This is a genomic window from Kribbella orskensis (genome assembly GCF_004342085.1).
Lineage (GTDB): Bacteria > Actinomycetota > Actinomycetes > Propionibacteriales > Kribbellaceae > Kribbella > Kribbella orskensis.
Genome location: NZ_SLWM01000003.1, coordinates 489,331 through 513,358, shown reverse-complemented (window position 1 = coordinate 513,358; position 24,028 = coordinate 489,331). Strand labels below are relative to the sequence as shown.

The 24,028-nt window shown below is 69.0% G+C and carries 29 protein-coding genes; 11 read left to right on the top strand and 18 right to left on the bottom strand.

From position 1 onward, the window contains the following. The first annotated feature begins 84 nt into the window (after positions 1–84). Positions 85–969, top strand: a complete 885-nt coding sequence (locus tag EV644_RS11370; RefSeq protein ID WP_199239748.1) for a hypothetical protein — start codon at positions 85–87, stop codon at positions 967–969. Here EV644_RS11370 and EV644_RS11365 read toward each other — a convergent pair. Together EV644_RS11365 and EV644_RS11360 are read right to left on the bottom strand one after the other, a co-directional pair. Next, positions 953–1,951 carry a pyridoxal-phosphate dependent enzyme gene (locus EV644_RS11365; RefSeq protein ID WP_132191707.1) on the bottom strand — a complete coding sequence of 333 codons (999 nt, stop codon included), beginning with the start codon at positions 1,949–1,951 and terminating at the stop codon, positions 953–955. The genes EV644_RS11370 and EV644_RS11365 overlap by 17 nt on opposite strands. A 22-nt stretch (positions 1,952–1,973) precedes the next feature. Further along, positions 1,974–2,330, bottom strand: coding sequence for a helix-turn-helix domain-containing protein (locus EV644_RS11360; RefSeq protein ID WP_132191708.1), 357 nt, complete (start codon positions 2,328–2,330; stop codon positions 1,974–1,976). A gap of 123 nt (positions 2,331–2,453) precedes the next feature. On the opposite strand from EV644_RS11360, the gene EV644_RS11355 reads away from it, so the two are divergent. Then, on the top strand, positions 2,454–3,035 hold the full coding sequence (locus EV644_RS11355) for a ClpP family protease (protein ID WP_132191709.1): 582 nt from the start codon (positions 2,454–2,456) through the stop codon (positions 3,033–3,035). 10 nt (positions 3,036–3,045) lie between these two features. Here EV644_RS11355 and EV644_RS11350 read toward each other — a convergent pair whose 3' ends face one another. After that, the gene (locus tag EV644_RS11350; RefSeq protein ID WP_132191710.1) at positions 3,046–4,206 is read right to left on the bottom strand and encodes a trans-sulfuration enzyme family protein; all 1,161 of its coding nucleotides are present in this window, start codon (positions 4,204–4,206) and stop codon (positions 3,046–3,048) included. Positions 4,207–4,333: 127 nt separating this feature from the next. Between EV644_RS11350 and EV644_RS11345 the strand changes: the two genes are divergently transcribed. After that, entirely contained in the window at positions 4,334–4,834 is a 501-nt protein-coding gene (locus EV644_RS11345) for an Lrp/AsnC family transcriptional regulator (protein ID WP_132191711.1), read from the top strand. A 68-nt stretch (positions 4,835–4,902) separates the two neighbouring features. On the opposite strand, the gene EV644_RS11340 is transcribed toward EV644_RS11345, so the two are convergent. The 3 genes from EV644_RS11340 to EV644_RS11330 form a co-directional block, all read right to left on the bottom strand. Then, a complete protein-coding gene (locus EV644_RS11340) occupies positions 4,903–5,922 on the bottom strand; it encodes an LLM class flavin-dependent oxidoreductase (RefSeq protein ID WP_241998866.1) in 1,020 nt (339 codons plus the stop codon). Positions 5,923–5,993: 71 nt separating this feature from the next. Continuing rightward, on the bottom strand, positions 5,994–6,527 hold the full coding sequence (locus tag EV644_RS11335; RefSeq protein WP_132191712.1) for an NADPH-dependent FMN reductase: 534 nt from the start codon (positions 6,525–6,527) through the stop codon (positions 5,994–5,996). Between the two features lie 94 nt (positions 6,528–6,621). Then, entirely contained in the window at positions 6,622–7,923 is a 1,302-nt protein-coding gene (locus EV644_RS11330; RefSeq protein WP_132191713.1) for a M4 family metallopeptidase, read from the bottom strand. Positions 7,924–8,061: 138 nt separating this feature from the next. Between EV644_RS11330 and EV644_RS11325 the strand changes: the two genes are divergently transcribed. Then, positions 8,062–10,308 (top strand): HelD family protein, encoded by a 2,247-nt coding sequence (locus EV644_RS11325; protein WP_199239747.1) that lies wholly within the window; start codon positions 8,062–8,064, stop codon positions 10,306–10,308. Between the two features lie 206 nt (positions 10,309–10,514). Here the strand turns inward: EV644_RS11325 and EV644_RS11320 are convergent, their stop codons facing one another. Together EV644_RS11320 and EV644_RS11315 are read right to left on the bottom strand one after the other, a co-directional pair. Then, positions 10,515–11,093, bottom strand: coding sequence for a hypothetical protein (locus EV644_RS11320; protein ID WP_132191715.1), 579 nt, complete (start codon positions 11,091–11,093; stop codon positions 10,515–10,517). Further along, positions 11,090–12,862 (bottom strand): PHP domain-containing protein, encoded by a 1,773-nt coding sequence (locus EV644_RS11315; RefSeq protein WP_132191716.1) that lies wholly within the window; start codon positions 12,860–12,862, stop codon positions 11,090–11,092. The genes EV644_RS11320 and EV644_RS11315 overlap by 4 nt, the downstream gene beginning before the upstream one ends. Positions 12,863–13,039: 177 nt before the next feature. Here EV644_RS11315 and EV644_RS11310 point away from each other — a divergent pair, with 177 nt between their 5' ends. Beyond that, positions 13,040–13,768 carry a M23 family metallopeptidase gene (locus EV644_RS11310; protein ID WP_132191717.1) on the top strand — a complete coding sequence of 243 codons (729 nt, stop codon included), beginning with the start codon at positions 13,040–13,042 and terminating at the stop codon, positions 13,766–13,768. Positions 13,769–13,771: 3 nt separating this feature from the next. Here EV644_RS11310 and EV644_RS11305 read toward each other — a convergent pair whose 3' ends face one another. From EV644_RS11305 to EV644_RS47130, 6 genes are all read right to left on the bottom strand, one after another. Beyond that, on the bottom strand, positions 13,772–14,917 hold the full coding sequence (locus EV644_RS11305; RefSeq protein ID WP_132191718.1) for an epoxide hydrolase family protein: 1,146 nt from the start codon (positions 14,915–14,917) through the stop codon (positions 13,772–13,774). A gap of 9 nt (positions 14,918–14,926) precedes the next feature. After that, entirely contained in the window at positions 14,927–15,517 is a 591-nt protein-coding gene (locus EV644_RS11300) for a hypothetical protein (RefSeq protein WP_132191719.1), read from the bottom strand. A gap of 65 nt (positions 15,518–15,582) precedes the next feature. Continuing rightward, complete coding sequence (locus tag EV644_RS11295) at positions 15,583–16,233, bottom strand: response regulator (RefSeq protein WP_132191720.1); 651 nt, start codon at positions 16,231–16,233, stop codon at positions 15,583–15,585. Then, the gene (locus tag EV644_RS11290) at positions 16,230–17,384 is read right to left on the bottom strand and encodes a sensor histidine kinase (RefSeq protein ID WP_132191721.1); all 1,155 of its coding nucleotides are present in this window, start codon (positions 17,382–17,384) and stop codon (positions 16,230–16,232) included. The genes EV644_RS11295 and EV644_RS11290 overlap by 4 nt, the downstream gene beginning before the upstream one ends. 198 nt (positions 17,385–17,582) lie before the next feature. Then, positions 17,583–17,948: a VOC family protein gene (locus tag EV644_RS11285; protein WP_132191722.1), complete on the bottom strand. Its 366-nt coding sequence runs from the start codon at positions 17,946–17,948 to the stop codon at positions 17,583–17,585. Between the two features lie 30 nt (positions 17,949–17,978). Beyond that, positions 17,979–18,101, bottom strand: coding sequence for a hypothetical protein (locus EV644_RS47130; RefSeq protein ID WP_255511352.1), 123 nt, complete (start codon positions 18,099–18,101; stop codon positions 17,979–17,981). Positions 18,102–18,285: 184 nt separating this feature from the next. Here EV644_RS47130 and EV644_RS11280 point away from each other — a divergent pair, with 184 nt between their 5' ends. Beyond that, a complete protein-coding gene (locus EV644_RS11280) occupies positions 18,286–18,840 on the top strand; it encodes a winged helix DNA-binding protein (RefSeq protein ID WP_132191723.1) in 555 nt (184 codons plus the stop codon). Between the two features lie 149 nt (positions 18,841–18,989). Next, complete coding sequence (locus EV644_RS11275) at positions 18,990–19,355, top strand: VOC family protein (protein ID WP_132191724.1); 366 nt, start codon at positions 18,990–18,992, stop codon at positions 19,353–19,355. Positions 19,356–19,359: 4 nt separating this feature from the next. On the opposite strand, the gene EV644_RS11270 is transcribed toward EV644_RS11275, so the two are convergent. Together EV644_RS11270 and EV644_RS11265 are read right to left on the bottom strand one after the other, a co-directional pair. After that, on the bottom strand, positions 19,360–20,190 hold the full coding sequence (locus tag EV644_RS11270) for a DUF3152 domain-containing protein (RefSeq protein WP_241998868.1): 831 nt from the start codon (positions 20,188–20,190) through the stop codon (positions 19,360–19,362). Positions 20,191–20,365: 175 nt separating this feature from the next. After that, positions 20,366–20,851: a GNAT family N-acetyltransferase gene (locus EV644_RS11265; protein ID WP_132191725.1), complete on the bottom strand. Its 486-nt coding sequence runs from the start codon at positions 20,849–20,851 to the stop codon at positions 20,366–20,368. A gap of 161 nt (positions 20,852–21,012) precedes the next feature. On the opposite strand from EV644_RS11265, the gene EV644_RS11260 reads away from it, so the two are divergent. Next, complete coding sequence (locus EV644_RS11260) at positions 21,013–21,942, top strand: aldo/keto reductase (RefSeq protein ID WP_241998869.1); 930 nt, start codon at positions 21,013–21,015, stop codon at positions 21,940–21,942. A 27-nt stretch (positions 21,943–21,969) separates the two neighbouring features. On the opposite strand, the gene EV644_RS11255 is transcribed toward EV644_RS11260, so the two are convergent. Then, the gene (locus EV644_RS11255; protein WP_132191726.1) at positions 21,970–22,524 is read right to left on the bottom strand and encodes a TetR/AcrR family transcriptional regulator; all 555 of its coding nucleotides are present in this window, start codon (positions 22,522–22,524) and stop codon (positions 21,970–21,972) included. A gap of 111 nt (positions 22,525–22,635) precedes the next feature. Further along, positions 22,636–22,803, bottom strand: a complete 168-nt coding sequence (locus tag EV644_RS46225; RefSeq protein WP_241998870.1) for a hypothetical protein — start codon at positions 22,801–22,803, stop codon at positions 22,636–22,638. On the opposite strand from EV644_RS46225, the gene EV644_RS47725 reads away from it, so the two are divergent. From EV644_RS47725 to EV644_RS11240, 3 genes are read left to right on the top strand one after another with little or no spacing between them, the layout of a single operon-like run. After that, entirely contained in the window at positions 22,730–22,885 is a 156-nt protein-coding gene (locus EV644_RS47725) for a hypothetical protein (protein ID WP_369410493.1), read from the top strand. The two genes, EV644_RS46225 and EV644_RS47725, sit on opposite strands and share 74 nt — an antisense overlap. Positions 22,886–22,889: 4 nt before the next feature. After that, complete coding sequence (locus EV644_RS11245; protein ID WP_132191728.1) at positions 22,890–23,348, top strand: helix-turn-helix domain-containing protein; 459 nt, start codon at positions 22,890–22,892, stop codon at positions 23,346–23,348. A gap of 1 nt (position 23,349) precedes the next feature. After that, positions 23,350–23,901, top strand: a complete 552-nt coding sequence (locus EV644_RS11240; protein WP_132191729.1) for a PIN domain-containing protein — start codon at positions 23,350–23,352, stop codon at positions 23,899–23,901. The last annotated feature ends 127 nt before the right edge of the window (positions 23,902–24,028 follow it).

Sequence of the window (24,028 nt, the reverse complement as noted above, 5' to 3'; positions counted from 1 at the left end):
TACTAGTAGGTACAGACACCTGCTCGTCCAGCCCCGGCGGATAATTCGGAAGCCAACCCACGGAGGATCCGGCAGGGTTGGGGAATGAGCGACGTTGGCGAGCGGGTTTGGCGGAGGCTGCCGAAGGGTGCTCGGGAGGGTCTGACCACTGGAGTGAGCCCGTCGGAACTGCAGACGGTCCTGCTGGAGGTCAGCCGCGCCCGGGCCGCGGCCGTCACGCCCGCGCGAGTCATGCGGCGCTGGCAGGAGGACCGGTTCGTCCGGCCGTCCACAGTGGATCCGCGAGCACTCGTGAAGACGCAGGCGATGCTGTGGGAACGCCTGCCGCAGCGCTTCGCGGGCGTCGAGTTGTCTCCGGTCACCCCGCTCGGCACCTGCTCGTCCGTCGCGACCATCGACCAGAACCGAGTGGTCAGCACCATCCGCAGTACTGAGGTCGCGAGCGACCCGACCAACGAACTCGCGATCGAAGCCGCCGTACGCCGACGCGCCGGTCAGACCCGGGTGGATCTCGCCGCCTGCCAGCGGGTGGTTCGCGCCCAAGCGGTCGACGGGCCAGGGCTGTTCGCGCACTTCCAGTTGTTCGCGTTGGTGTCGAGCGCGCGGGACACCGGTTCGGGACGGGTCGAGGCGGAGATGCTGGTCGACCACCTGCGCTTCTGGCACGACGTACTGGGTGATGAGGCGCGGCTGACCTTCACCACGTTCGCGCGGTCCGCGGTCAGTGAGCGGATCGACGACACCGTGCGGCCCGCGCTCAAGGTGGAGTTCGCCGAGGACGCGGAGCGGGTCAACGGCTCGAACTACTACTTCGGTACTGCGCTCGGCGTGGGCCTGGGTGATGCCGATCTCGGCGACGGCGGGTTCACCCGGTGGACCGCGGACTTGCTGGGTGACGCGAAGGAGCGGTGCCTGATCTCGTGCGTGTCGACTGAGCGCCTGACCGCCGTGCTCAATCCCGGGGGTTGAGCGGCGCCGCCTCGGTGCTGATCAGGACGATGGTGCTGGCTTCGGTCAACAGCAACTTGTCACGCGCCACTCGTACGCCGGCCAGCGTGGCGGCTCCACTCGCGCCCGAGGAGATCCCCGCGGCGCCGAGGTCCTCCACAGCCTGGAGTGCCTCGCCCTCCTCCACGGTGACGGATGCGTCCAGCCCGGCTCGCAGTACGGGCCAGGCGAGGCTGGACGGCGTACCGCAGTTCAGACCGGCCATGGCGGTTGTACTGGTCTCCACCGTGACGGGCTCGCCGGCCAGCAGGCTACTGGTGATGCAAGCGGCCCGTGCGGGCTCTACCCCGAGAACCGCCGGCGCAGGGGACTCGCTGCGGTAGTGAGTGACAGCCGCTTGAGCCAGGGACCCCACACCCATCGGTACTACGACCAGATCGGGCTGCAGGTCGATCTCGCGGAACAAGGTCGAGTACCCGTCGACAATGTGCTGCGGCACGACCTCATAGCCGGGCCAAGCCGAGTCCTGGATCAGCACAGCGCTACCGGTGGCTGCCTCGGCCGCAGCAACCACAGCAGCGTCGTACGAGTCCTCGATGATCGTGACGGTGGCGCCCTCGGAGCGGATGGCCTCGATCGCGAGGGCGCTCACGAAGTACGGGATGAACACGTGCGACTCAAGGCCGAGCATCGCGGCCATGCGGGCTACTGCACGACCGTGGTTGCCATCGGTCGCGGTAACGAGTCGGGTCACGTCCGGTTGGTCCTGCAACGTGCGGTTGATGGCCCACCAGGCGCCGAGCGCCTTGAAGGCCGGCAGACCCAGCCGCTGCGACTCGTCCTTCACCAGCACGCGGCCGACACCGAGCTCGGCAGCCAACGCCGGTACTGCGGTAAGCGGCGTGGGCCGGTAGTCGGGCAGGCCTTGGTGGAAGGCCAGGACGTCAGCGGGCGAAGCTGAGCAGCGCCACGACCGAGCGGCCGGGTTGCTGTACCAGAGCACTACCTAGCCACCGGAGCACTACCTAGGCGACCAGCGCGAACGCCTGCGCGGAAGTCGAGTACGCCCCAGGGGACGAAACGGTGCGCTGCGGCGACGACTCGGCCACCCGGATCGACGAGGTCTGCAGCCGCAGCGGCACGGTGGCCCGCACGGCGGTGGCGAGGTCGAACTGCACCTCGGCGAGCAGGTCGGACAGCTCGAGGTCCAGCGCCCGGCAGATCGCGGCCAGGATCTCCGAGGAGGGCTCCTTGCGGCCGCGCTCGATCTCGGACAGGTAGGGCACCGACACCTGGGCCTGCTCGGCGAGCTCGCGCAGGGTGATCCCCCGCTCGCGCCGCAGCCGGCGGAAGACGTTTCCGATCACCTGGCGTAGCAACACGTCTGGTCCTCCTCGGTCCGATGTCCTGTACCGAGTGTGCCACCCCGCCCGGGTCTGCGGTGGGCAGATCTGCCAAGGGCAGATTCCCGGGCCATACCGCCGCGTGGCACCCACGCTGGAGACATGAGCGAGACCACGTCACCGAATGCCCTCGACAACCACATCTACCAGCGCCTGCTCTGGCAGCGCATCGTCGTGCTCGGCGAAGAGATCAAGGACGAGAACGCGAACGCCCTGTGTGCCCAGCTGATCCTGCTGAACGCCGAGGACCCCAAGGCGGACATCTCGCTGTACATCAACTCCCCCGGCGGCTCGGTGTCGGCCGGGCTGGCGATCTACGACACGATGAACTTCATCAGCAACGACGTCGCGACGTACGCGATGGGGCTGGTCGCCTCGATGGGCCAGGTGCTGCTGACCTGCGGCACGCCGGGCAAGCGGTTCGCGCTGCCGCACTCGCGGATCATGATGCACCAGCCGCTCGGCGGCATGGGTGGGACCGCGACCGACATCAAGACCCAGGCGGAGCAGATGATCCTGGCCAAGCAGGACTTGGCCAGGTTGCTCGCCGACCGGACCGGGCAGCCGCTGGACCGGATCGAGACGGACTTCGACCGGGATCGCTGGTTCACCCCGGACCAGGCGCAGGAGTACGGGATCGTCGACGAGGTGCTGACGCGTCCTCCTGCACCCGTTCCGGCGTGAGGTACTCCGGCTACTGCTGAGCGAATGCTTGAGCCAGATCGCCGGTGAGGTCGTCCGGGTCTTCGAGGCCGATGCTGAGCCGCAGCAGCCCTGCGTGCGGCTTGGCCTCGTCCCCGACCAGCCGGTGAGTCAGCCCGGCCGGGTGCTGGATCAAGGTGTCCACCCCACCCAGTGACACCGCATGGGTGATCAGCCGCAGCGACGCGGCCACCCGGGCGGCGGCGTCATACCCGCCTGCTGTGGTGAAGGCCAGTACTGCCCCCGGCCCTGCCTGTTGCCGACCGATCAGCCCGCGTGGGTCGCACTCGGGGAGGCCGGGGTAATACACCTTGTCCACAGCTGGGTGGGTGCTCAGCCAGTCGGCCACCTTGGCTGCCGTGGCCTGCTGCGCGCGTACCCGTACCGGTAGCGTCTGGAGCCCGCGGTGCAACTCGTACGCCGCCAGCGGGTGCAGGAGTGCTCCGGTGAGCGCGCGGACCTGCCGGAGCCGAGCGGTCCACTCGGTGTCGGCAGCAACCAAACCTCCCATCACGTCGCCGTGCCCACCGAGGTACTTCGTCGCCGAGTGCAGGACCAACGTGGCCCCCTGCGCCCTTGGCTGCTGGAGCACCGGGGTGGCGAAGGTGTTGTCCACAAGCACTGGTACGCCGTTGGCCAGGCGGACCACCTCGGCGATGTCCACGAGTTCCACCGTCGGGTTGGCGGGGGTCTCCACCAGTACCAGTCCGGTGTCCGGCTGGAGTGCCTCGGCGATGCCACCCGGGCTGGTCCAGGTGACCGTCGTACCGAGGAGGCCTGTGGACAACAGGTGGTCCGAGCCGCCGTACAGCGGGCGGACGCCGACCACGTGCGGGCGGCCCGCCGCAACGGTCGCCAGCAGGCAGGTGGTGAGGGCGGCCATGCCACTGCCGAAGGCGACGGCTCCCTCGCACTGCTCGAGCTCGGCGAGCGCCTGCTCGAGGCGGGCGACATTCGGATTCCACAGCCGCTGGTAGACGAGGCTGCCGCCGTCCGGGCCGTTGCCGAGCGCCAACGCGTCGTACGACGCGCCGCCGACGGCCACGCTGGGCAGCGGGTAGGTCGTGGAGAGGTCGATGGGCGGGACGTGGACGCCGAGCGCGGTGAGGTCGTCACGGCCGGCGTGCACGGAGCGGGTGTCTGGCTGAGTCATCTTCGCCTCCTTCGGGTGAGGCGAGGATGGAATCTTCTGCAGATTGAGCGCAATAGTTCCGAAGAAAATTCGTCCACAGACTTGTCCACACGCTGTGGATTCTGTGGATGACATTTACAGTGGGGGCATGCCGAAGGATCGTCGGACGCCTGGACCGGCCCCACGGCCGGTGTCCGCTGCGCTCGACGAGGTCGATCAGGAGCTGGTCCGGCTGCTGACGGCCGACGGCCGGATGCCGAACAACGCACTGGCCGAGGCGACCGGGATCGCGCCGTCGACCTGCCTGACGAGGGTCCGCGCGCTCCGCGAGCGCGGCGTCATCCGCGGGTTCCACGCGGACGTGGATCTGGCGGCGCTCGGGCAGCCGTTGCAGGCGATGGTGGCGATCCGGATCGGCGCCCACTCACGCGACGAGATCGACCGCTTCCGCCACCAGGCTCCCCGCCTGCCCGGCGTCCTCGCGCTCTACCACGTCAGCGGAGCCAACGACTACCTGCTGCACGTGGCGGCGGCCTCTCCCGACGCGCTCCGCGAGTTCGTCCTGGACCACCTCACCGCAGATCCTGCGGTCAGCCACGCCGAAACCAGCCTCATCTTCGAGCACGTCCGAGGCATCCCAACCCCCTGACGCGTCAGACGAGCAACTCGGGGGTCGATGGCTTCCGCGTCAATGCCCACCAGCTCACTTGCCAAGGGCTAACGGGGCTTCAAGTTCCAGGCTCTGGCGAGGAGGGTGTAGGAGGCGCGGCGCTCGGCCGGGTCGTGGATGTTGGTGGTGATGATGAGCTCGTCGGCGCCGGCCGATTCCGCTCTGCGGGCCAGGTCGGCTGCTACCTCGTCCGGGGTGCCGACTGAGACCAGGCCCGACCATTCCTCGACAGCGGCTCGTTCGCCTTCGGACCACGGGTAGGCCGCGGCTTCCTCGGGAGACGGGAGCGGACCAGGACGGCCTGAGCGGAGGCGGAGCATGGAGAGTTCGTTGGCTCGGGCGAGAGCCTGGGCGCGCTCCTCGGTCTCGGCGACGATCGCAGCCAGGGCGAGGATCGCGTGCGGCTGGGACTGCTCGGGCGAGGGCTGGAACATCTCGCGGTAGGTGCGGATCACGCCTGCCGGGTCGAGGGTGCCGAAGTGGCCGGCGTACGCGAAGCCGGTGCCGAGCGCCGCAGCCGCCTGGCCGCCGTACGCGCTGGAGCCGAGGATCCACACGGGCGGCAGCGGTACGTCGTCCGGCTGCGCGGAGATCGGCGCGAACGGGTGGCCCGCTGGGAAGCCTTCGGCGTACGCGCGCAGTTCGGTGTACTGCTCGGGGAAGTCGTCGGCGCCCAGCGCCTCGCGGCTGCGGCGGAGGGCCAGGGCGGTGCGTTGGTCGGTACCGGGGGCTCGGCCGATGCCGAGGTCGATCCGGTCAGGGTAGAGGCCGCCCAGCACGCGGAATGTCTCGGCGACCTTCAGCGGCGAGTGGTTCGGCAGCATGATGCCGCCGGAGCCGACCCGGATCGTCGAGGTCGCCCCGGCGACGGCCGCGATCATCACCTCAGGACTGGAGCTGACCACGCTCGGGATGTTGTGGTGCTCGGCGAGCCAGTACCGCTGGTACCCGGCGGCTTCGGCGGTCCGCGCCAGCTCCAGGGTCTCGTGCAGCGCCTGGGACGGTCGCGTCCCGGTCGGCACGGGCGAAAGGTCGAGCACGGACAGCGGCATACCTTCGACACTCACGTTTAACACCCAACCACCCCTCCCCAACCCCTATTCCTCCGACCTGTATTCCGGTCAGCGGGCGGGCCGGGTCAGGCGGGATAGGGAGTGGTGGTGCGGGCTTCGCGGAGGGGGCGGGCCCACCAGGCCAGGTGATCCAGGAGGGTGGTCGCCGCCTGCGGGGTGGTGGGGTCGGTCGGCGTGCCCTCGGGGGTGAAGGGGTCCGTGGGCTGGTGGAAGCTGAGGGTTTCGCGGATGGTGACGGCGTGGAGCTCGCCGAAGACCTGGCGGAGTTGCTCGGCGGCGCGGAGTCCCCCGGAGCGGCCGCCGTAGACGATGAAGGCGACGGGTTTGGCGTACCACGGGCGGCGGACGGCGTCGATCGCGGTCTTCAGGTCGCCGGGGTAGCCGTGGTTGTACTCGGGGCAGACGGCGACGATCGCGTCGGCCTCGTCGATCCGCGCGGGCAGTTCGGTCAACGGAGTCCGCTCGAGATCCACCAGATCGAGCTTGAAGTCGTCGCGTTGCTCCACCTGCCGGCCGAACCAGTCGGCCACGATCGTGCCGAACTTCCCCGCCTCGGAGTTCCGGACGAGCAGGACCAGCCGCAGCGGATGAACAGTCACTTTTCGGACCGTAGTACCTCAACAAGACTTGAGGTCAAACCAGCGGCCCGTCGGTGTTCAGTGGTGGGCGGGGCGATCGTCGTACGTGCGCGGTCTAGTCCGATCCGGATGCGGATGTCTCGGGGTGGGAGTGGTTGGCAGGGGTGTCTGGGTCCGCGGTCGCCGGGTCGGGCTCGGCGGGCTCGGCCGGTTGGTCAGGGGTCGGAGGCATGAACGGGGGTGGCCGCGGCGGAGTGCCCGTGGAGAGGGCCGTCTTCGCGGCCCGCATCAACTCGACAGACTCCGCCGACCCAGACGGCTGCGACCTTTCCGGCTCCGACGGCTCCGATGGCTGGGACGGCTCCGAGCTGTCGGACTGGAGGACGCCTACCTCGGTCCAGGCCGTGCTGACAGCGGAGACCTGCGGGGAGTCAGCGCCGAAGAGAGTCTCAGCGGCCGCGAGCGTGGCCTGGGCGAAGTCGATGAAGGTAGCCGTCTCCGACAACTCGCCGGAAGTGAGGGTGTCGTACCAGATCCGGCCGGCGTCCCCGTACGCGTTGCCGCCGAGAGCCATCGCTACCAGGTAGAAGGCGTGGTTCGGGATGCCCGAGTTGATGTGGACGCCGCCGTGGTCGGCGGTGGTCTCGACGTACCCGGACATGTGGGCCGGCTGCGGATCCCGCCCCAGCCGCGGATCGTCGTACGCCGTGCCCGGCGCCTTCAGCGAGCGCAGCGCGACGCCACTGACGCCCGGGCGGAAGATGTCGGCGCCGATCAGCCAGTCGGCGTCGGCGGCACTCTGGCCGCGGTGGTGCTGCTTGGCCAGCGAGCCGAAGACGTCGGAGATGCTCTCGTTCAGCGCGCCCGACTGTCCCTCGTAGGCGAGGTCGGCCGTGTACTGCGTGACGCCGTGGGTGAGTTCGTGGCCCGTCACGTCGATGGACCGGGTGAAGTCGCCGAAGATCTCGCCGTCCCCGTCGCCGAAGACCATCTGCGTGCCGTCCCAGAAGGCGTTCGCGTAGCCCCGGTCGAAGTGCACGGTCGAGCTCAGCAGCAGGCCCGCGCCGTCGATCGAGTCGCGCCCGAAGCATTCCTGGAACATGGCCCAGGTCGCACCCGTCCCGTCGTACGCCTGGTTGACCGTCAGGTCCGTGGTGGCGGGGTCGCCCTCGGCGCGGACCACGGTGCCAGGCAGCGAGGTGCCGTGCTCCGCATCGTGGACGACTCGTCGCGGCCCTTGTGTGGGCCCCTCATCCTGGAAAGGAGCGGCATCCTGGCGCTGAGTCGCCGAAGGCCGGGCCCGGAACACGGCGTCGTGCTGCAGCGACTGGCGGTAGCGAGCGCGCAGGTTCGGGTCATCCGCGGTCCGCTCGAGGTGCTCGAGCAGGTACGGCGGGACGATGTGATGGACCCTCATGACCAGATGGTGCCCTTTCGAACGGGCGCAGCAAAGGGCGAAATGCGGTAAAGTCGAGGATTTGTGGCTACCACCAGAGAAATGAAGGAAATCGGCTCTGGGAACCTGCGAAGGATAGTTTATCACGAGGGGTTAGAATTGCTGAATCCGGTCGAGGCTGAACAGGTTTACCTGACGACTTTCTATACGGCGCTCGACCGTGAGCGGGAGCGTACGGAGAGTCGCCGCGGCGACGAGCAGATCGCCGGCACCCGCAACGCGCAGGCCCTGCACCAGCGTGACGGCCGGATCCGCGACCTCAACGCGCGCCTGTCGCGGTTGAACTCGGCCGAGGAGGGCCTGTGCTTCGGCCGGCTGGACGACGAGTCCGGCGAGGTGCTGCACATCGGCCGGATCGGTCTGCACGACGAGGACTACGAGCCGCTCCTGGTGGACTGGCGGGCTCCGGTGGCGAGGCCGTTCTACATCGCCACAGCGGTGGCGAATCACGGCATCGTGCGCCGCCGGCACATCCAGACCCGGCTCCGCCAGGTGGTCGACGTCCAGGACGAGCAGCTCGACCTGGACCGGACCGCGGACGGCGCGTCCCAGCCCGGTGGCGGGGTGGTCGGCGAGGCGGTGCTGCTGAACGCGCTGGAGGCCCGGCGGACCGGCACGATGGAGTCGATCGTCCGGACGATCCAGGCCGATCAGGACCGGATCATCCGCTCGGACCTGGCCGGGGTGCTGGTGGTCCAGGGCGGTCCCGGCACCGGCAAGACGGCAATCGCGCTGCATCGCGCGGCTTTCCTTTTGTATACACATCGCGAGCAACTCGAAAAACGCGGAATCCTGGTAGTCGGTCCCAATCCGACGTTCCTGAAGTTCATCGGCCAGGTGCTGCCGTCGCTCGGCGAGGACGGCGTCCGGCTCGTCACCATCGCGGAGCTCTACCCGGGCCTGACCGCGAACCGGCCCGAGCCGGCCGAGGTGTCCGAGGTCAAGGGCCGCGCGGTGATGGCCGAGGCTATCGAGACCGCGGTCGCCGACCGGCAGTGGGTGCCGGCCGGGCCGCTCGAGCTCACCGTCGACCGGACCGTACTGCGGCTGGATCCGTCGCTGTTCGAGGACGCCCGCGCCAGGGCTCGCGCCCGCCGGCTGACGCACAACCAGGCCCGGCCGTTCTTCCTGAAGGACATCATCGACGCGCTGACCGGCCAGTACGCGGACATCATCGGTGAGGACCCGCTCGGCGGCGAGAACCTGCTCGACGACTACGACCTGCAGGAACTACGCGCCGAGGTGGAGGCCGAGCCAGCCGTCGTGGCGTTGCTCGACCGCCTCTGGCCGCTGCTCACTCCGGAGGACCTGCTGGTCGACCTGTACGGCGACGAGGACCGGCTGGCGTCGGCGGCTCCGCAACTCAGCCCGCTGGACCGCGAACACCTGCTCCGGTACGGCGACGACTGGAGCCAGGCCGATGTCCCACTGCTCGACGAGGCGGCCGAGCTCCTCGGCGACGACGGGCGCGACCGGGCCCGCGAACGCGCGGAGCGAGCCCGGGCGATCGCTTACGCCCAAGGGTCCCTGGACGTGTTGTCGGGCTCGGGATCGACGGACTACGACGAGGACGACGAGGCGGAGATCCTCAGCGCCAAGGACATCCTCGACGCGGAAACCCTCGCCGCGCGGTACGAGGCCGGGGACGATCGAACGCTGGCAGAGCGGGCCGCGGTCGATCGCCGCTGGACCTACGGGCACGTGATCGTGGACGAGGCGCAGGAGTTGTCGCCGATGGCGTGGCGTGCGATCGCCCGGCGCTGCCCGCTGCGCTCGATGACGCTGGTCGGGGACGTCGCCCAGACGGGTGCGGCCGGTGGCGGTACCAGCTGGGAGCAGGCACTCGCGCCGACGTTCGGGGACCGCTGGCGGCTCGCGGAGCTGACGCTGAACTACCGGACGCCGGCCGAGGTGATGGAGCTGGCCGCGCACGTCCTGAGCGAGGTCGACCCGACCGCTGAGCCGCCTCGCTCCGTCCGGTCCACCGGCGTGAAGCCTTGGCACGTGGAGGTCCCGGCCGCGGAGCAGGCGGCCTACGCGGGCAAGGCGGCCGGTGCAGAGGTGCAGCACGGACAGGTCGGGGTGATCACCTCGCGGCATCGGCTGGAGATTGTGCAGGAGGCGATCGGCGGCCTCGCAGATGTCACGGTGCTGACCGTCGCCGGGGCCAAGGGACTCGAGTTCGACTCGGTGCTGGTGGTCGACCCGGAGGGCATCCTGGTCGAGTCACCCCGGGGACTGCGGGACCTGTACGTAGCGCTGACCCGCTGCACTCAACGGCTCGGTGTCATCGGCCCGCTACCCGACGTACTCCGCGACTCGGACGCGTGGGAGATCCGGAGCTGAGGTCTGTTTCGGCCGCCCCGATCGTCCTACTTTCCGAAGATGAAGAAGCCACTTCAGTGTCTTCTCGGCTTACACAGGTGGAGAACCGAGCGCAACGAGGAGGGGCAGCGGCACCAGCTGTGCCTGCGTTGTGGAACTTCGCGCGACAAGTTCTCGCTCAATGACTTCGGAGGCGGTTTCTGAGAGCTGTCTCCCTTTACGGGACACTAGTGGTCGACGCAGCACTTGTGCTGGTGCTCGACCTCGAACGGAATGAGTACGCCGCCGGCGGCCGGCTGGACCAGGAGGACCACCCGGCCGTTGCGGCGGATGGGGCGGACGAAGTCGAGCGTGTCGATCACGGTGTCGTCCTCGACCGGGAGACCGCCGAGGGCTTCCACCTCGTCGATGCCACCGCGTTCGCGGAGCTCGGCCGCGGTCAGGATCCCCCGGGCCTGCTCCTGACCGGGAAACCTGACCAGGCGTCCCGCAGTACCGAGTGCGCTTTCGACGGCGGCGACATAGGCGCCGCGGACGAGTTGGCTCGGGCCCGCGACGACTGGTTCGGCCGCGCCGGCCCGGATGATTGCCGAGCCGACCTTGTCGGCGATCGGGTCGGAGCCCAGCCCGCCGCCGAGTGGACCCAGGTCCGAACCGGAGATGGAGACGGCGAGGTGCGGCCGGTCGCCACCCGGCACCAGGTGGGTGCAGGCGACGACCGGACCGGACACGGTGGCGAGCAGTTGGTGCAGGAGATGCTCGGCCTCGAGCGTGTCCCGGCTGTCCGCGTCGACGGCGATGATCACTGCTTCGGCAGAATCCAGATCGGGTTCGTGTAGAACCACAGGTCGGCCCACGGGTCCGCGTCGCCGACCACGTCGAGCTGCGGGCCCTTCGGGTCGATCGCCGCACCGAGGTAGCCGGCCTGGCTGCGGTTCCCGTCGGTACCGCGGACGCGCACGTAGAACGGCTCCTCCGCCTTGCCGAGCGGCAGCACCAGCTCGAACGTGCCGCGCTTGCCCGAGGTGTCCCACTGCCGGACGACCTTGGTGTCGGGCGCCCTGAAGGTGTCCCGGTCGCTGACCGTGCCCTTCACCGAGCCGCGGATCGCGTCCACCCGGTTCAGGGTCGGCACGAAGTTCGCCCAGTTCGGCATGGTCTGCGCGGTGATCCGCACGACCAGCTCGACCGAGCGACCCCGGCGTACGTGCAGCGCGCCGCCCAACGGTTCGCCGTACCGCTGGCCGGACTCCCGGACCTCAACCTCGACGCCCTTGACGAGCGCGCCGTGGTCGACCCACATCCGGCCGTTGCGCAGGCCCTCCATCACCGACAGGTAGTCGCGCCGGCTCGCACCGACGTGGGTGCGGCTGTAGAAGCCCGGCCAGAAGTCTCCGGCGGTCTGGTTGACGGTGTTGCCGTAGACCGGGTCCATGTAGCGGCCGTCGCGGTCGGACTGCGCCTGGTCCGAACCGTCCGGACGGCGCGAGGTCTCGTTCCAGTTCACGTGCGAGTCGGAGTTCGCGCTGATCCACCACGGCTTGCCCTCGGCGAGCAGGCTGTCCCACAGCCCGCCGACGGTCGCGGTCATCCAGTCGAACCCGCCCCAGGTGCGGTAGCTCTCGGCCGGGTACCCGGGGAAGGAGTTCGCGCCCGGCGTGTTGCCGTAGAAGCCGCGGGCGCTCGCGGCGCCGATGCCCTTCGGCAGACCCGCGGCCTGGTGACCGGGAGCGCCCTCGAAGCCGACGGCGATCCGCGGGTCGGCGTCCCGCCAGTTGCGGATCTCGTGCGGGCTGTCGATGCCGTTGCGGGCCGGGTGGTTGGCGAGGAACAGCGCGTCCTGGACCCGCCGGCGGTCGACCTGCTGGCCGAGCCACTGGATGCCGGACACGGCGAGGGCCTCGTTCACCGGGGTGTTCGCGCCCGCGTTCTTCACGCTGCCGTCGTAGCTGTTCTCGAACTGCTTCAGTACTTCGACCTCACGGCTGCCCGGCGCGACGAAGACCGTGCCGTGCTCGGCGGCCGGGATGTTCCACTCCAGGCCCTGGAAGATCAGCGTGTCCGTCAGCTCGGACCGGGCCGCCTTGATCTGCGGGTTCACCAGGTCGACGCCGATCCGGGCGTGGGTGGCGCTGCCGTGGTCGGTGATGACGAGCCAGTCGAGCCCGAACGCGGCCGCGTGCCGGGCCTGGTCGATCACCCGGTACATGCCGTCGGAGCTCATTTGCGTGTGGATGTGGTGGTCACCAGCCAGCCACACGTTGGGACGCTTGCCCTGCTCGAACACGAAGTTCTCCGGCTTGTGCGCGGCCGCGAACTGGGCGCCGGAGACGGCGAGCGCGGCGGTGCCCCCGAGGATGCCGGCGGACCGGAGCAGCCCGCGGCGGGACATCTCGGTGGGCGACAGCTCGCTGTCCGGGATCGACTCGTCCAACGCCGCCGCCGTGGCCGCGTCCAGCTCTGTGTTCGGGTGATGGTGGTCGTGACCGTGTCCATGCCCGTGCCCATGCCCGTGACCCTGGCCGTGCTCGTGATCGGGCTCATGGTCGTGCGGGTGAGCGTGCGAGTGTCCCATCGTGCGTCCTCTCGGATGGCGGAAACCGCCGGGATCATCGCCTTTCCGAGTGACAGCAAGGTGTTCTCCACATGAACCTCACAAGCCACCTCCTGCCCCACTTTCCTTGTTCTGCGACGATGTCGCATCTGCGAGCGGGAATGGACACAGTGGCCGGACCCGGTTTGAATGGCGCGGATGAGACGGCAGGTGTGGGCGGTGGTGCTGGCGACCGTGTTGGTGGGGGTGGTCGGCGTCGTGGTCGCCCTTGCCTCTCGCAACGACGACACCTCCCGTGGCGGGGATCTGGGTGTCGTGCCCTCTGCCGGCGAGTCGTCCACGGCAAGGAACGTCGTCACGCCTACGCCGCCTCCGACCGCCCGGCCGAGCCGGACGCGACCGATCGTCTACGTGTTCCCCGTCGGCGGATGTAAGGCGTCTGCTTCGCAGAGTCATCATGACTATCCGGCTTCGGACATCTTCGCAAAGGTGGGGTGCCGGTTCGTGGCGCCTGTGGACGGGCGGGTTGACGAGGTGACTCGGGTGGATGGGTGGGACCCGAAGACGAATGTGGGCCGGGATCGCGGCGGGTTGTCGGTGTCGATTGTGGGGGTCGATGGGGTCCGGTACTACGGGTCGCACCTCTCGGCGATCGCGCCGGGGATCAAGCCCGGCCTTCAAGTCAGGGCCGGGCAGACGTTGGCGCTGACGGGGAAGACCGGGAGCGCTCGGGCAACGCCGGCTCATCTGCATTTCGGGATCAGCTGGCCGACAGCGGCGGGCAAGTGGTGGATCCGGCGCGGGTCGGTCCCGCCGCAGAGCTACCTGAACGCGTGGCACGACGGCAAGACGTTGTCGCCGGTTCAGGCGGTCGCGCGCGCCCGAACGGCGTACGGGGTCGATCGCGGGTGCCGCTCGTACTGCTGAGGGTCAGCGGAGCGGACGGAAGAAGGCGCGGATGTCGTCGACGAGGAGGTCGGGGGCTTCCAGCGCGGCGAAGTGGCCGCCTCTGTCGAACTCGCTCCAGTGGGTGACGTGGTGCTCCCGCTCGAGGATGTGCCGCATCGAGGGATCGGTCGGGAACACGGCGACTCCAGTGGGCACGGTGGAGGGCGGCGGATCCGCAGGCGCGTGGCGGTTCTCGTAATACAGGTTGGCCGAGGTCGCGCTCGTGTTGGTGAACCAGTAGATCGACACGTCGGTGAGCAGGTGGTCGAGCGAGACCGCGTCCTCCGGCAACGGGCGAGCCGGATCGGTCCACTCGTGAAACTTCTCGAGGATCCACGCGAGCTGCCCGACAGGTGAATCACTCAGACCGAACGAGACCGTCTGCGGCTTGGTCGACTGCAGTTCGGCGTACCCCGTGCCGGTGGCCCGGGTGTGCTCCGCTGCCGCGAGCTTGGCCTGGTCGCGCTCGCTCAGGTTGTCGAAGTCCCCGGGCCTCGCAGCGGGGAAGGCCAGCCCACCATTGAGGTGTACGCCGACCACGTGGTCCGGGTCGATCCGCCCGAGCAGCGGCGACACCACCGACCCCGTGTCACCACCCTGAGCGCCGTACTGCGGGTAGCCGAGGCCTGCCATCAGCGTGGACCAGGCCAGGGCGATCCGCTGGTGGTTCCAGCCGGGTTCCTTCAGTGGGACGGAGAAGCCGTGGCCCGGGACGGATGGGGCGACCACGTGGAAGGCATCGGCCGGGTCACCGCCGTGGGAGGCGGGATCGGTCAACGGGCCGAGCACGTCGAGGAACTCCGCGACCGAGCCCGGCCAGCCGTGCGTCAGGATCAGCGGGAGCGCGCCGGGTTCGGGCGACCGCGCGTGCAGGAAGTGGATCGTCTGGCTGTCGATGCGGGTGGTGAACTGCGGGAACGCGTTGAGCCGCTCCTCCCAGCTCCGCCACTCATACTCCAGCCACCTAGCCACAACCCGGTGTAGGTAGTCGACGGGCACCCCACGCTCCCAACCGGTCGAAGGGAGCGCTCGGGGCCACCGGACGCGCTCCAGCCGCTCGCGCAGATCGTCGATCGCTTCCTGTGGCACCTCGATCCGGAACTGCTCGATCGCTCCCCGCGAATCCATTCCGCCAGGCTAGCCAGCGGCCTTCGATCCGGCGCGGATTTTTCTGTCCGCGAGATCGAGTGGCAGCAGAGCGACGAGGAGGAAGGCGCCGCCGAGGGGCATCAGGTCGAGGTTGATCGTGATGGTGATGAACCCCAGCAGCAGGAGCACCGGGGACCACACCGGTAGCCAGCGTTCGCGGGTGAGGAGCACGGCCAGCGTGAGCAGACCGGCCAGGAACAGCAGCGGGCCGACCGTGTGGAGGGTGTCGTACAGGCCGAGGTCGCCGGGCCAACGGTCGTACTCGTCGCCGATCACGGACATGGCGGCGTGGTCGTCGGCGCGGAATCCCGCGATCAGGTCGATCACGATCACGCGGATGAACGCGGCGACGCCGATCAGTCCGGCCACGAGCGCGACCAGGCTCACCTCGCGCGCTCGGGCGAGCAACCCGCGCAGGACGAACAGCGCCACGGCGTACAGGATGAAGCCGGTCAGGAAGAGCAGGTGGCCGATGGTCCAGGCGGGGCCGGGGCCGTGGTCGCCATCGGCGCCGTCGATCCACCGGATGATGCCATAGGCAATGAAAAGGAGCGGTGCGGCAACGAAGGTCTTGGTCATGGTCACCATGCTGGTGAGCCGGCCCGGCCAGCACCTCGCCGCCGAGGACCAACTTGCTGCCGACACTAGGTCGTGGGAGTGATCAGGCCGGTCTCGTAGGCGGCGATCACCGCCTGGACCCGATCGCGGAGGCCCAGCTTGGCCAGGGTGTTGCTGACGTGCGTCTTCACCGTGTGCTCGCTCACCGTCAGGGCCGCGGCGATCTCAGCGTTCGAGAGGCCGCGGCCGAGCAGGACCAGCGTCTCCCGCTCGCGCGACGTCAACACGTCGAGGCTCGCCGCCGGACCACTGCGCGGGCGGTTGCGGGTGAGATCCGCGATCAACCGGCGGGTGACGCTCGGCGCGAGCAGCGACTCCCCCGCGGCGACCACCCGGACGGCGTGCACGAGGTCGTCGCGGCGGACGTCCTTCAGCAGGAATCCGCTCGCTCCCGCGTACAACGCGTCGTACACGTAGTCGTCGGAGTCGAAGGTGGTCAGCATGATCACCTTCGTCGCGGTGCCGGCGCAGATCGTACGGGCCGCCGCGAGTCCGTCCATCCGCGGCATCCGGACGTCGAGCAGCGCAACCTCGGGACGGTGGGCGCGCACCAGTTCGACCGCCTCGGCGCCGTCGCCAGCCTCGCCGACCACCTCGATGTCGGGCTGCGCCTCGAGGATCATCGCGAACCCGCTGCGGACGAGTTCCTGGTCGTCGGCAAGTACCACCCGGATCATCGGACTCCTTCTGGACAAGGCAATCTGGCCCGAACCTCGAAGCCACCACCCGGACGCGGCCCGGCTTCCGCAGTACCGCCGCAAGCTACCGCTCGCTCCCGGATGCCGACCAGTCCGTGGCCTCCGGCAACAGTTGCCAGTGGCCCCTGCCCGTCGTCGATCACCGAGACCTCCAGCTCGTCGGCCGACCAGTCCAGCCGTACTGTTACGTGCTGCGCGCGGGCGTGCTTCACGGTGTTCGTGAGCGCCTCCTGGACGATCCGGTACACCGCGATCTCCGTGTCCGGCGGCACCTGCCGCCGGACACCCGTCACCTCGAGCGACGCGGTCCCGCCGACGAGCTCGGGCAGTTCGTCCAGGGTCGGCTGCGGCAGTCGCTGTGGTTCGTCCGCTTTCAGCACGCCGAGCAGCCGCCGGAGTTGCGTCATCGCGTCCCGCCCGGCGTCCGCGATCGCCTCGAAAGCCTGCTCCGCCCGCTCGGGATCACGCCGTACGACGACCGGGCCGGCCTCGGCCTGCACCACCATCAGGCTGACCGCGTGCGCCAGGATGTCGTGCATGTCGCGAGCGACGCGGGCGCGTTCCTCCGCCGCCGCGCGGGCAGCTTCGGCGACGCGCTCGCGTTCGAGTTGCTCCGTCCGTTCGCGCAGGGTCTCGGCATGCTCCCGCCGGGTCCGCTCGAGAGAGCCCAGTAGGAACGCGGCCAGCGGAAGCAGCAGGGTGAACATGAACTCGTCGAGGTCGTTGTGCTTCAGCAGCAACGAGGCCGGCGGGAAGGTGACGAGGATGGCGACGAGTACGCCGAGCCGCTGCCACCGTTTCCGGCCGAGACTGGCGACCGTGTAGATCGCCAGCAGCCCGGCGTACTGCAGGTTCTGCCCGGGACGGTGGTACACCGAGACTGCGGTGGCGGCCGCGCCGACGATCACCATCACGGCGAAGGGAGCGCGCCGGCGCCAGAGCAGCGGGATCACCGTGGCGAGGTTCAGGAGCAGACCGAGGGCGGTCACCTTACCCGGAGCGGCGCCGATGAACGGTACCGAGGTGGCGACAGCGACGGCGAGCACCAGGCCCACGTCAATGGCGCGGTCGACCGGCCGCGGACCGGGGATCCCCAGCCGCGCCAACCAGCCATCGATCAGTCCGAGCACTCCACCAGTCTGACTCAGCGGACCGGCCAGGACCTCGCTCGCACGAGCGAGGTCCCCGCCCCGCCTCCCCCGACCCGGTCAGTGCCCGGAGCCACAGCGGGGCGGCGAGGGGGGCACGGCCCCCCGCCCGGCTCAGGGCCAGGTGAGCATGGCGGCGGCGCGGGCGGGGGTTGCCTGGTTCGCGGGATCGCCTGATCTTCAAGCGTTCGCGTAGTACTCGGGTTTCATCTGGATCAGTTGGACGTAGTTGCCGTCCGGGTCGATCATCGTCGCGAACCAGCCGACGCCCCGATCCTCGGGCTCGACCAGCCACTCCACGTCGAGGGTGCGCAGATGCGCGGCCGCCGCCTGGATGTCGTCGATGGCGAAGTTGATCACCACCCGGCCTGGTTCGGCGGTACGGCCGGCGACGTCGTCGCGCTTCTCGATCACCAGGCCGAAACCACCGAGGTTGAGATTGCCGTAGCCGTCCGTCTCTGCGTGGAAGCCGTCGCGGTACCACGTCTTGAGACGGTCGGGGTCGGTGCTGCCGAGCAACATGCTGTTCAGAACGGGCCGGTCCATGATGTCTCCTCCTCCGAGCCGGCTTTCGGCTCACGACCGGTACGTCGGAGTCGCCGCGGCAGGCTCGACACGGTCCTCCTGGTAATTCGAGGGGTGGTCGGCCTTCAGGCGCGGAGCGAGCGCGGTGCCGGTGCGCCGTGTGTTCACCGTCACGTCAGATCCAACGGACGACGCGGACGTCAGGTCACGCCCGAATTTGGCCAATCGTCCAGAAAGTGGAATCCATTCCTCATCGCCGCTCGAAGCTTTGTTCGGTTCTCGCTGGAGAGCCAATTCACAGGGTTTCCTCAGGAACGACACGCCGGGTGTGACATCGCCGCTCCGTACGCTGGGTGGCGTGACCATCGAAGACGCTGGGCCGAGGGCTCTGGCTGTTCCTGAACGGGTCGTACTGCCAACGGGGATCGCCACCGTCCAGACCGAACAACTGATCGGAGACGTCAGCGACGCGCTCCGCTTGCTCGACGCCGTGGAGCGGGTCCGCGGCCATGCACACCCACTGATCCTCGGCCTCCAGGACGCCGTCGGCATGAAGATGCCCGCTGCTCTCGTGCTGAGCGCGATCTCGAACGGCCGGGGCACGGTCGAGGCCGTCGCCGAGCAGATCGGCACCACCTCCGGCGAGGCCGAGCTCGCGATCGCCGACCTCGCCGCGCTCGGCCTCGTTCGCATCTCCCCGGAGCTCGCCGTCACCGGGGTGGGCCAGGCGCGACTGGCTCAGCTGGACGGCCTGACGGTCCGCGTCCTCGACGTGATCACCGGCATCCTCGGTCCGGCCGACGCGGCCCAGCTGGTCCGCCTGCTGCACACCGTCGCCGACGGCCTCGAGTCGGCCACCGTCACCGCCACCACGACGGACCAGTCCCTCCCGCGAGCGATCCTGCACAACTGACCACCGCGCGTACGGCGTACCGCCTGAGTACGCCGTACCGGCTGATCCCCGCCTACGCCGTACCGGCGGGGTGATGTCGAAGCGGACGGGGGTGGCGTCGACGTACCTGGTGAAGGGCACCGCATGGTGCGTGACGCTAGGAGGACGAGATGTTCAAGGAGACGAAGGCGTTCAGCGGGTTCTCGGTGGACGGCATCCCGGCGGCGAGGGAGTTCTACGCCGGGACGCTGGGGCTCGAGGTGACCGAGGACAACGGGATGCTCCAGCTGCAGATCGCCGGCGGGAATCCGGTGCTGGTGTACCCGAAGGACAACCATGTGCCGGCCGAGTTCACCATCCTGAACTTCCCGGTGGACGACATCGCGGCCGCCGCGAAGGGCCTGGCAGACCGCGGGATCACGTTCGAGCGGTACGGCGACGGCCACGACGAGCAGGGCGTCTTCCGGGCCGGCGGACCGCCGATCGCCTGGTTCAAGGACCCGGCGGGCAACGTGCTCTCGATCATCGAGGAATGAGCGGTCAGCTGCTGGGGATCGGGTCGTCGTACTGCCCGAGGCGACCCTTGTAGCGAGTGTGGCCGAGATACGGCCACGCGTAGGCGGTGCAGCCGTGCAGGCCAAGGGTCTGCTGCTGCATCACGGGCGCGGGTTGTCCCGCAGCAGGGCACAGCTCGTGCCCGCGGCCGAGCCGGTGGCCGGTCTCGTGATTGATCATGTACTGCCGGTACTGCGGCAGCGGTGCTCCGTAGTTCGGGACACCGTGAGCCCAGCGGGCGACGTTCAGCACGACGCGATCGCCGATCCGGCAACTCGTGTACCGGTCGGGGCCGCCGCCACAGATGGTGTCGCGGGTCGACGGCGTGACGAGCATCAGGGTGAAGTCGGCCGCCTGGCCGGGACCGACCTGACGGAAACGCCAGAGTCCACCGGAGGCCCAGCCCTGCGGGGCGGCGTACGTGGCCCGGACGAAGTTGGCGAAGGCGGTGCGGTCGACGCCCTTGATGCCGCCCTCGATCGCGATCTGGAAGGTGCGGAGGGTGCCGGCCCTTCCGATCGCGGCCGGGTTGCCGGGGAGCACCGAGTAGCGCACTGTCCCCTGCTGCGGGTAGGTGATCTGCTCGGCCGGTCCGCCCGACGCCGAGCTCGTCTTGGGCGAGACCTTGGTGCCCGGATCGCTGGCGGCCTGGTTCTCGGCTTCCCCTGGGTCGTTCTGGGATGGGCCGGTTGAGGTGTTGGCAGCCGGGCGCTCCGGGTAGCCGTTGCGGGCGAACGGGCTGGCGGGGAGCTGATACAGAGTTCCCGCGGCGACCGCCGCCGCGATCCCCAGGGCGGCGACCCTCATCTTTCGCATCGACAAGCTCCTCACACCGCGCCCACGTTGAGGGCGTCCTCACCTCTTACTTGCCTGATCAGGCAGAACCCCTTCTCGGTCCGGGATCTCACGACCCCTGCTGCCTCGACCTCTGGTGCCCGATCCCGCGGAACCCATGAATCGCTCTTCCATGCTCGCTCGCTCTCGAGAGGGCTCAAGCGCGGACGATCCTCAGGCGCTGGGCAGGGTAGCTGCTGTCGGCGAAACCGAGCGCGCGGTACAGGCCGTCGCCTTCCGCGGTGGCGTGGAGCTCGACCTGGCCGACGGCGGTCTCGTCGCGGTACCAGTCGAGCAGTGCGATGACGCAGGCGCGAGCCAGGCCGCGACGCCGGAAGGCAGGCTCGGTGCTGACGTTGTACAGGTGCCCGCGCGTCGTGCTGAGGTCATTCGGGCCGGGCGGGTGCACGTTGCAGTTCCCTGCGGCGCCGGCGACCACGCCGATCTCCGGGTCGTCGACGACGAACGCGGCGAACGTCTCCGGCGAGGCGAGCTGCTCGGTGAAGAACCGCAACGCGGCCTCCCGCCATGGTGCGTCCGCACCGCCGATGTCCTGGCCCATCGCCGCAAGCATCAATCCCCTGAGCCTGACAAGCGCCTCCGCGTCATCCGGCTTGGCCCGTCGTACCTCGATCCCAGTCACCCGGAAATCATCTCCCGCCGCGGTCGGACGAGTTGTAGGCGCCCAACTGCTGGATCTGGTTCGGCCGTCGCCGGTCTCAGCCGAGTTGGTAACCGGAGAGCTCTCCGCTAAAGTGGAGACGTCTCCGGTTAACCGCTCCATCCGACGAAAGGCTCAGGACTGTGGCACCCACCAGAACGCGACTGACACTAGGCGGCGACCTCGAGGTCGGCCGGATCGGCTACGGCGCCATGAGGCTCACTGGCGAGGGCCTCTGGGGCGAGTACGCCGACCACGAGGGCGGGATCAGGCTGCTGCGGCAGGCTGTCGAGGCCGGTGTGACGCTGATCGACACGGCCGACGCCTACGGGCCGCACACCAACGAGCTGCTCATCCGCGAGGCACTGCACCCGTATCCCGAGCAGCTCGTCATCGCGACCAAGGGCGGCTTCGTCCGCGGCGGCAGTGAGCTCTCGTCGCTCAGCCCGATCGGCAACGCCAACTACCTGCGGCAGTCCGCGCACCTGAGCGCCCGGCGCCTCGGCGTCGAGCAGATCGACCTGTACTACTTGCACACCGGGTGGGCGCAGGACGCCTCGTTCGAGGAGCAGATCGGTACTCTGGCGGAGCTCCGGCAGCAGGGCCTGATCAAGCACATCGGCCTCTCGAACGTGACCCCGGAGCAACTGCGCGCCGCCCAGGCGATCGTCGACATCGCCGCGGTCACCGCCCACTACAACGTCGTCGCCCGGCAGGAGGCCGAACTGCTCAAGGCGGCAACCGAAGCCGGCCTTGTCTTCTCCCCTTGGCAGCCGGTGTCGCTCAGCACGCCCGGCGCACCCACTGACACAGCCGGCCCGGACGCTTCCCGTCGGGTGATCGAGCCGATCGCCGCCCGGCACGGAGCGACCGGTTCGCAGATCGCACTCGCCTGGCTGCTGGCGCAGTCGCCGGCGATGATGCCGGTTCCCGGTACTACGAGCCTGGCGCACGTTCGCGAGAATCTGGCCGCGCAGGACCTCGAGCTGAGCGCTGAGGATCTTCAGGCGATCAACGGCATCGCTTCAGCGGAGACAGCCATCCGGCCGGACCTACTGGAGACGTCTCTGTAGTTAGAGCAGTTGCTTTGTTGCCGGCGGCTACTTCAGGCCGCGGATCGCGAGTTCGAGCACGCGTCCGGCCTGCTCCTCACCTGCGTTGCCGGGGGCAACGGTCCAGAGGAAGCCCATCAGCTGCAGGACGTCGGCGGGATCGAGGCCCGGGCGGACCTCGCCGACGTCCTCGCACGCCTGGAGGAGGGTACGGATGGCCTGCATCACCGGCGCCGCGGTCGAGTTCACGACATCCTGCGCCGTCGCCGTCTGGAGCGCCTCGCCAAGACCATGCTTGACCCGCACGAAGGCAGCCAGCCGCAGGAACCACACGCGGAGCGCATCCAGCGGCGGGTGCTCGTCGAGGATGCCGTCGACGGCCTCCACCAGCGACTGGACCTCCTGCTGGTACACGGCGAGCACGAGGTCCTCGCGGGTGGGGAAGTGCCGGTACAGCGTGCCCGCGCCGACGCCGGCGAGCTTGGCGACGGCGTTCATCGAGACCCTCGGGTCCTCGGCGAACGCCTGGTACGCGACGGCGAGGATCCGCTCGCGGTTCAGCAGGGCATCGGCACGCAGAGGCACCGTCCGCTGCTCGGCCACGACTTCTCCTCGTTCGATCGAGGCCGACGTCAGGACCGTCGGCACGCTCCACCGGAGAACTCTCCGGTACGCCGTCCACTCTAGGACACCCCGCACAATCCTCGGCCGGTATCAGCTCAGCGTCACCGAGTGGGCGCGCGCGGTTCGCAGTACCGGGTGGCAATGGGGCGTGGTCGAGATGTCGGACGTTGCCCGGATCGCCCAGGTGTCGGTGACCACGGTCTCGCACATGCTGAACGAGACGCGGTTCGTGCGCCGGCGACGTTGGCTATTGAACACCTGTTGCGTTTGTTTCGTTTATTGCGGATACTGCTTTTGGCGAACGCTGGTCGACCACCCAGCGGATCGCCGGAAGGAGTAACTCCATGAGTGCCGCAGAACTGTCATCCGTACGCCCGGATGCCTCCGCGATCAGGACCGCCACCGGCGCGGTGAGGCGAGTGCAGCGATACCTGGCCAGCCATCACGACGACCGCGATGTCCGTCTGGTTGTCGAAGACGACCCGGACGACACCCTGGTGGTTCCGCGAGGCGCCCTCGAGCTGCTGGCCCGGATCCTCACTCACATGGCCGCCGGACAGGCCGTCTCCGTAGTTCCCACCCACGCCGAACTGACGACCCAACAGGCTGCCGACCTGCTGAACGTCTCCCGGCCGTACCTGATCGGACTCCTGGACGACGGGAAGATCGAGTACCGCAAGGTCGGGAAGCACCGCAGGGTACGTGCCGACTCGCTGCTCGACTACCTGCGCAAGGACGACCAGGAACGCCGCGAGGTGGCAGACGAACTGACCGCGCTAAATCGGGAGATGGGCCTGTACTGACGTGGCATTCATCGTCATATACGACGCGAACGTCCTTTACCCGAACAGCCTGCGGGACCTCATCATCCGGGTCGCGCAGGCTGATCTCGTACAGGCCAAGTGGACAGAGCAGATCCTCGACGAGACGTTCCGCAATCTGAAGGCCAACCGCCCCGATCTCGACCCGGCCAAGCTCGACCGGACTCGGGTGCTGATGAACCGCGCCGTCCGCAACGTGCTGGTCACCGGCTACGAGCCCCTGATCGAGATCCTGAAGCTTCCCGATGCCGGCGACAGACACGTCCTGGCCGCGGCGATCAAAGCCAACGCCCAGGTGATCGTCACCGAGAACCTGAACGACTTCCCGGCGGATGCGCTAGGCGAATGGAACGTCGAGGCAATGAGTGCTGATGAGTTCCTGCTCGACCTCATCGACCTCGACCAGCAAGCTGTCTACGCCCAGGTTCAGCGCATGGCCGATGCCTGGAAGAACCCACCGGGCACTGTGGACGACGTCCTGAACTCACTCGAACACCTCGGCCTGCTTGGCACAGTCGCCGCCCTTCGCGGCTGACGAGTGACTCTGGCCCAGGAACTCCCGGGCGGAGGTGCCCGTCACCCGGATGGCCGACCTGGCGACCACCTTCACCCGAGGCTGCTCGGAACCGCGAGCCACCCGCTCTTGTTGAGGAGCGGCGTGG